The following is a 7,189-nucleotide window of genomic DNA, read 5'->3' as shown; positions in this document are numbered from 1 at the left end:
AATTATGGAATTCTCTACCTCCTGTATATCGACAATGTGCTGTTTGCTATACAGATTTTTGGGCTGCATATGCTTGTATTTTTCCTTCGCTACGCCATCAGCCAGTTGGTAAAGAGAGTGGAAAAACTAATCACATTGAAAGATTTAATAATACTTTGCGCCAACGTGTTTCTCGGATCGTAAGAAAGACTCTTTCATTTTCTAAAAAATTAGAAAACCATATTGGTGCTATTTGGTATTTTATCCATCATTACAACTATATTTTGAGCCAATAAATATCTAATCACTACATACTTATTACTACCTAATCTCTTTACTCTTCCTGCTTTTGTACCGCTAGCTGAGTAGATAAAAAAAATCCTATCTCTGGTGTCACATGAGTAAACACTTTATCTTTGACTGTTATTTCAATATCTTCTAATGTTTTCAATGATTCAAGGTCACAATCAGCATAAAGAATTGCCGAAATAGCCTCCACATATGTTTTAATTGCCTATTTTTGTTCGGGAGTCATGATTCATTAGCCACTAATTAAGACATCATTACTATTTTGCTCAACAATAGCTCAAAGCTACTATTCTGCTTTCTTTAAGCATTTATATTTATTGCAAAAGTGACACCCTCCCGGGAACTCTCCTCAAGAATGTCTTGACAGGAGAAGAGTTAGGTGTGATGATTGGAGTGAGTGCCAATGCGATTACATCCGCTAATTTCCGGTTGATTTAGGAAAAAATGAAAAGTACGATCGCCGATTCGATCCCAAAGAGCGATCGCACTTAAAAACCCCGACTTCTGTAAGCCGTCGGGATTCTCGCCTTCGCTGCCAAACTTTTCTAAACTGTCTTAGCCCACTCGATCCAAGTTTCCATCGGGCGGAAACCGACGGATTTGTAAAGCTTTGTCGCCCCCGTCAAACTGTCAGCATCGACGCTGAGTTTAGCTGTGTTTGCACCCGCCGCTTTCAACTTATGCAAACCAGCTAATAGCATCGCTTTTCCTAAACCCATTTTCCGAAAGTCGCGCCGCGTACCCAACAATTCAATCCAACCGTCTTTTGTGCCGCTGCGGGCGTTTTTTTGGGGTTTGATTTGACAGTCGCAGAAAGCAGCAAATTTGCGATCGCCCGAAACAGCAATCAAGTCTAATTCCGGGTGATAATTCGGATCTTGCATCCAATAACGCACGGTTTCCGCAGTTAAATCGTGGTGATTCCAGTGATCGATAAATGACTGGTTGAACATCTCTACCCAGGGTTGGATGTCTTGTTCTCCCGATACGTGAGTCAGTGCAAAATCAGCGGGGAATTCCGGCGCGGGAATCGGTTCGGCGAGGGATCGGGCCATTGTCCAATAATAGCGTTCGACCTCAAAGCCCTGTTTTTCTAACAGCCGCATCTCATCGGTTTGATCCTCCCGGCGGTAGGTACGCAATTTCGCGGGCAAATTCCGTTCTTTCGCCACTTCGCGCAGCCGCTTTTCTCCCCACTTAATTATGTCTTTTTCTAAACCTTCGCTACGTAGATTTGGATGCACGTAAAACCACAGACAAGCGTCTATTTCATTCTGGGAATCTGGCATATCTAGGAGTGCCAAACCGATAAGCTTGTAGTTACCATCTTCCCACAATTGCACGTCGCGGGCTTTGTCGAGTTTGGGTGCATCAAGTATTAGCTTGAGTTCAGTTGCTGAGACTTCTTCGCCGAGGCGATCGACTGCTTCGCAAGCGTCGATTAAATTTGCGATCGCGCACCAGTCAGTTTGGCCCTTGTAGGAGCGTGTTGTTAAAATATTCATAGAAAACTTGCAATCCGTAATTTCGGACTGTTCCTCTTAATTGGTATTGGCAAACAAGTACAGTGAATTTCTGGCAAAAATCCGAGTTTTTGATTTTTAACCGCTTCGGAATGCGGATAAACGCGGATGTAATGCAGATTTATTGTGGTGTCGATAAAACTCAGAAACCTGTTTATATCACCCAGGCTTTCAGGTTTTATCTAATTAGGCAATCATAAAAATTGGTTTGCCCTTCCGGGCTAGTTTTATATGTGAGTTTATGGCTGGATGTCGATGAGTCGCGCTCTCTTACGTTACCGAGCTTGGTGCTTAAGTAACTATTGTTTGAATAAAGTTTCTACAGCTAAGTAAAGAAGTTGTCACCCCCACCGGGTAGTTGATTTTTACTTTTGCTCTCTTTTACACTAAATCCTTTTTCAGGGATTTTTGCCTCCTCCTGTTAACTCGCCCGATCGGGGGAGGGGAGAAGTTGAACTTATTTAAAAGTTACCTATTTCAACTATAACCTGAGCCGTTTTTTTTGGCAAGTTTGAAATTGAGGGAATCTTGCTAGTATTAACGAGGCTGCCATTTGAGGGCAGGTGCGATCGTGCTTTTAACCAGCCGTCACTGTAATTTTTATAACGTTTTTCCCGGAGTTGGGGATTTAATTTTATCCAAACGTTAAACTAACGTTAAACTGTTTTTTCAGATTTATATGAGGTAAATATGCTCGACAACCTCGATTTAGATATCTCCCTCGATAAAGAAACCTACGATGCCAAGATAGAAGTTTTAATGAAACAGTTGCGATCGCTCCAACTGGCCTGCAGAGAAAAAAAATTGCCCGCAATTATCGTCCTCGAAGGTTGGGCCGCCGCCGGCAAAGGCGCTTTAGTCAAACAAATTGTGGGGTATATGGACCCGCGGGGGTTTGCCGTCCACCCAATTTGGCCGCCGTCAGATGTAGAAATGGGCTATCCTTTCCTGTGGCGGTTTTGGCAGAAACTCCCCGCCCGCGGCAAAATTGGTTTTTTCTACCACAGTTGGTACACTCACATTTTAGAAGACCGATTGTTCGATCGAGTCTCCGACGCCCAAGTACCCACAGTCATCAGGCAAATCAACGCCTTCGAGCGGCAGATGGTAGATGACGGCGCGGCAATCGCCAAATTTTGGATTCACCTGAGCAAAAAAGAACTCAAGCACCGGCTCAAAAAACTAGAAGACGACACCTTACAAGCTTGGCGAGTGCGACCCGAAGATTGGAAACAAGCCAAAAAATACGAAGAATACACAACTTTGGCCGAAGAAATGGTAGCCCAAACCGGCACGGGTTCGGCACCTTGGACGCTAGTAGAAGGCAATTGTCAACGCTGGGCGAGAGTCAAAGTTTTAACGCAAATGGCAGCGACAATTACAGAAGCCCTAGACAGACTGCCGATGCAATCTGCACCCGTGAAATTGCCACCTCAAGAAAGGTTGCAACCCACCGAACCCGACTTGCTGGCCCAAGTAGATTTAACTCAATCGCTGTCGCCAGACGAATACAAAGAGCAACTTCGCGAGGAACAAACCCGTTTTGGCAAACTGCAACAAAGCATCTACGAAGATGAAATTCCCGTGTTAGTGCTGTTTGAAGGTTGGGACGCCGCAGGTAAAGGAGGAGCAATCAAACGCTTGACCGACGTATTAGACCCCCGCAGTTACACTGTGAATGCCTTTGCGGCCCCGACAGACGAAGAAAAAGCGCACCACTACCTGTGGCGGTTCTGGCAGCGGCTGCCAACTGCCGGTAAAATCAGCATTTGCGATCGTAGTTGGTATGGTAGAGTGCTGGTCGAGCGAGTCGAAGGATTTGCCACTGAACCCGAATGGCGGCGAGCTTATCAGGAAATCAACGAATTTGAGGAGCAACTCACCAGTTTCGGTTGTGTCTTAGTTAAATTCTGGCTGCACATCAGTCCTGACGAACAGCTAAAGCGGTTTACAGAGCGGCAAAACAATCCATTTAAACAATACAAACTCACCGAGGAAGATTGGCGGAATCGGGAAAAGTGGAATTATTATGAAGTAGCGGTGAATCAAATGATTCAGCGCACCAGCACGCCGCTAGCTCCCTGGACGCTAATTGCGGCCAATAACAAGTATTATGCTCGTGTTAAAGTAATTCAAACGGTAACGCAGGCAATTCGGAATCAACTGAAGCGCCGATAAATTGGGATTGGTGAATCGGTAACAGGTAATGGGGAAAAAAGTAGGCAGAACAAAGCAGGCTTGAATTGTCAATTCCACCTGCGGCGTGCTCGATCCATTACCAATTACCAATCAACTATTACCAGTTATCAATTACCAATTAACTGTCAGCAATCTGTGACTGGAAGTAGCGGGTTTCACCCTGCAACCAATGGTTGATAGCTGACCGGAATCGAGCATTAGGATAAATGCGATCGGACTGCGTTATTGGCGAAAGTTAAAAACCCACCGATGCCCGTATTTCCTACCGCAGTTAAATTAGCGCTCGTTTCCAAAACTTCTGTACTAATTTATGAAGACACAGAATATTGCAAGATGCCAGAACTGTTAGCTCGCATTCTATTTCTATTCCTCCTGTTCTCACTGATCAAATCGTGGTGGGATCAATCAGGAGGCAAAGACAATCCCTTATTAGACCGGCTGCGCGTTTTGCTGCTGATCAGCCTTTTGATCCTAGCTTTTTTTGCACCAGACACCCCGGTCGGAGCAGCGATTTTCGGGCTCATAGCCTTCTTCTTTAAGCCGCTGGGTTTTTCCATCACTCTGCTGGTGATTGCATCGGCGCTGATCACGAACGGGGGCATCCGCAACCCGGCGCCGAGAATGATCCTGGCAGCGCTGCTAGTTTTGATCCTTTCGAGTATGCCAGTTGTCGCTTACTGGTTCGCGGAGCAAGCAGAACGGGATGCCGCTGCGGCCGTGCGGACAGTTTGCTGCGACGAAACCGCAGCGGCGATCGTCCTACTGGGCAAGGGAACCACTCAGCCTCACATCCCCAACCGAGTGGCGATTCAACTAACAGATACAGGCAATCGCCTGCCCTATGCTGCCGTTTTGTACAGAAAACAACTCGCACCGATGGTCATCGTTACCGCTGGCCCGAGAGACGAGTTGGAGGGTTATGTTGGTGAAGCTAAGGATATCGAGACTTTGCTGGCAAACAACATGGGCGTACCGCGCAGCAGTATCGTTCTCGACAATAACGGCAGCAACATACGCACCAGCGCTGAAGAGGTGAGAAAGATACTCGACAGCCGTGGCGCTGCGCGTAAAGTAATCTTGGTAACATCTGCTATTCAGATGCGCCGTGCCAGCCTCGCTTTTGCGAATATGGGAATCCAGGTGATTCCTAGGGCTACCGACTTCTACACTTTTCAACCCACCTCAGGAGGGAGATCCAGTAGACTCCGCTTAGACGCGGGAGATTTCCTGCCCAGTGCAGAAGCTTTGGTAACTACGACGCGAGTATTCGATGAATATTTCGGGTCTTTCTATTACTATTTGCGCGGCTGGCAAGCTCCCAGGGCCTAAAGTGGCAAGTTGCTGGTGTTTTTCTGAGGCAACAGCGACTGCTCCCCAGATTGGTTTAATATCTGATGAGAAGAAGACCTTTGTGGGGAGCTATATTTTTTTCTCATTCCGGCGGGGTCGCCAACAATCAAGTTTGCCATGAATGCAAACAATACCCAAAAGATAACTGGCTCCCACGGGGATTTTGTAGGCGCTGCTGGTGGGGTTGTGACAGATTCGACGTTAACTTTGATATCTAGTTTGCCTTCAATTTCTTTGCCCTTGAGAACTCCGTCCTTGCACACCCCCTTAAAAATCATGGGAGCGGGCTTTGGTGCTTCTGCTTTCGCTTCATCTGGCATTTTTTTATCCTGGTTTTGGTAGATCCGGTTGGATAGTACATTCTTAAAGGTTCGGGGGTTTTCCGGACAGGATTTGGCGAACTCTGAAAGAATTAAGTTGAATATGTACCCCGCCCCTTACTGGGGCTTAGACATCAGAATCTGAAGGCATTTCAAGCTAGTGCTTGTTTGTTTTGTGTAGCAGCATTGCCTTGAAGCTGCTACTTATCTATCTGGGTGAAGGAGAGGTTTTTATGCAAAGTACAGGTTTTTTATGAAAAATTTATTTTCCCCCGGCGCGCCGAAACGTCAATAGACTGAAGTTCGAGCTTGGTTTCTGTCGCCCAAGCAACCCGGTTTCTGGTCACAGAGAGCTGAAGTGACGCAATTCGGTTAATAAACCGGGTTTATGGCACAATATCGCGCCAGGAATGCCAATCTAAAATTTAAAATAATCGAAATAATCGAGAGTGCAAATATCCACCAGCAAACTATCGTCCTTGCAACCGGAACAACTGGCAGCTTGGGCAAAAGAGGCAATTAATCGCAGTAAATCCGGTCAAATCCCTGCGTACATACCTCTCCTAGCGCAAGCAAATCGACAAGGGTTTGCCGTGCAAATTCGGGCAATTGACGGTCAATTTTTGAGCTGGGGTAGCATTGCTCAAACATTCCCGCTGATGAGTGCAGTCAAGCCCTTTGTGCTGCTTTATTTGCTGTGCGAATTGGGCGAAAAAACGGTATTTAACTGCGTGGGCTGCGAGCCTTCGGAACTGCCTTTCAATTCCCTAACTCAACTCGAAATAGACCAAGGGAAGCCGAGAAATCCGATGATTAATAGCGGGGCGATCGCCCTAGCGTCTTTGATTCCCGGTGAAAATGCTGTGTCGCGCTGTCAAAACTTGCTCGATTGGTTAAATCAACAGGCAAACAGTCAGTTATTTGTGGACGAGTTAATGCTCGATTCAGTGAAGACAAATCCGAATCAAAATAATTGGAATCTCGCCTTAAAAATGGTAGAATCTGGTTATCTTCAAAACGCGGAAATTGCTTTAGAAACATACAATCGCGTCTGCTGTTTGTCGGGAACTGTGGAAGATTTAGCTAAGCTGGGGATGGTTTTGGTAAATAGTGGCGATCGACAAATCGGCGAAAACTGCCGTACAGTCAAAGCACTGATGGCAACTTGCGGCTTGTATGAAGCATCCGCCCGCTTTGCCCTGCGGGTGGGGCTGCCGGCTAAATCGGGAGTTAGCGGGGCAATGCTTTCGGTAATTCCGGGTCAAGGTGCGATCGGCTTTTACAGTCCGCCCTTGGATAAAGACGGAAATTCTATCGGTGGCTTATTTCTGTTAGAAAAAATAGCTAAAACTCTGCGACTGAGCGTATTTGATTAGATGAAATTGCACTTTAATTTACCCATTAATTTCCCCGACTAATTGGGTAAAATAATGGTTAATTGGTGAGGGTAATGGGGTCAAATCAATCCGACATAATATCACAACTAATGACTAATGACTAATGACTAAT

At 46.0% G+C, this 7,189-nt stretch carries 7 protein-coding genes; 4 read left to right on the top strand and 3 right to left on the bottom strand.

The features are described 5' to 3' along the window. A partial coding sequence (locus QUA33_RS03860) for an IS1 family transposase (protein WP_333146618.1) occupies positions 1-275 on the top strand: 275 nt, incomplete at its 5' end. A 38-nt stretch (positions 276-313) separates the two neighbouring features. Here QUA33_RS03860 and QUA33_RS03855 read toward each other — a convergent pair. Both QUA33_RS03855 and QUA33_RS03850 read right to left on the bottom strand, forming a co-directional pair. Then, the gene (locus tag QUA33_RS03855; RefSeq protein ID WP_333146616.1) at positions 314-478 is read right to left on the bottom strand and encodes a hypothetical protein; all 165 of its coding nucleotides are present in this window, start codon (positions 476-478) and stop codon (positions 314-316) included. Between the two features lie 355 nt (positions 479-833). Continuing rightward, positions 834-1,793 carry a GNAT family N-acetyltransferase gene (locus tag QUA33_RS03850; protein WP_333146614.1) on the bottom strand — a complete coding sequence of 320 codons (960 nt, stop codon included), beginning with the start codon at positions 1,791-1,793 and terminating at the stop codon, positions 834-836. Positions 1,794-2,501: 708 nt separating this feature from the next. On the opposite strand from QUA33_RS03850, the gene pap reads away from it, so the two are divergent. Then, complete coding sequence (gene pap, locus QUA33_RS03845) at positions 2,502-3,989, top strand: polyphosphate:AMP phosphotransferase (protein ID WP_333146612.1); 1,488 nt, start codon at positions 2,502-2,504, stop codon at positions 3,987-3,989. Positions 3,990-4,259: 270 nt separating this feature from the next. Then, a complete protein-coding gene (locus QUA33_RS03840; protein WP_333146610.1) occupies positions 4,260-5,339 on the top strand; it encodes a YdcF family protein in 1,080 nt (359 codons plus the stop codon). On the opposite strand, the gene QUA33_RS03835 is transcribed toward QUA33_RS03840, so the two are convergent. Further along, a complete protein-coding gene (locus QUA33_RS03835; RefSeq protein ID WP_333146608.1) occupies positions 5,336-5,680 on the bottom strand; it encodes a hypothetical protein in 345 nt (114 codons plus the stop codon). The genes QUA33_RS03840 and QUA33_RS03835 overlap by 4 nt on opposite strands. Before the next feature lie 449 nt (positions 5,681-6,129). On the opposite strand from QUA33_RS03835, the gene glsA reads away from it, so the two are divergent. Next, complete coding sequence (gene glsA, locus QUA33_RS03830; RefSeq protein WP_333146605.1) at positions 6,130-7,056, top strand: glutaminase A; 927 nt, start codon at positions 6,130-6,132, stop codon at positions 7,054-7,056. Positions 7,057-7,189: the final 133 nt, after the last annotated feature.

The organism is Microcoleus sp. Pol14D4 (genome assembly GCF_036701245.1).
GTDB lineage: Bacteria > Cyanobacteriota > Cyanobacteriia > Cyanobacteriales > Microcoleaceae > Microcoleus.
Note: the sequence above shows the minus strand (reverse complement) of the source record. Positions and strands in the feature narration are given on the sequence as shown.

Excerpts from the sequence above, each read along its gene's own strand:
- QUA33_RS03850 (WP_333146614.1), bottom strand. The coding sequence starts at position 1,793 with ATGAATATTTTAACAACACGCTCCTACAAGGGCCAAACTGACTGGTGC.
- pap (WP_333146612.1), top strand. The coding sequence starts at position 2,502 with ATGCTCGACAACCTCGATTTAGATATCTCCCTCGATAAAGAAACCTAC.
- QUA33_RS03840 (WP_333146610.1), top strand. The coding sequence starts at position 4,260 with ATGCCCGTATTTCCTACCGCAGTTAAATTAGCGCTCGTTTCCAAAACT.
- QUA33_RS03835 (WP_333146608.1), bottom strand. The coding sequence starts at position 5,680 with ATGCCAGATGAAGCGAAAGCAGAAGCACCAAAGCCCGCTCCCATGATT.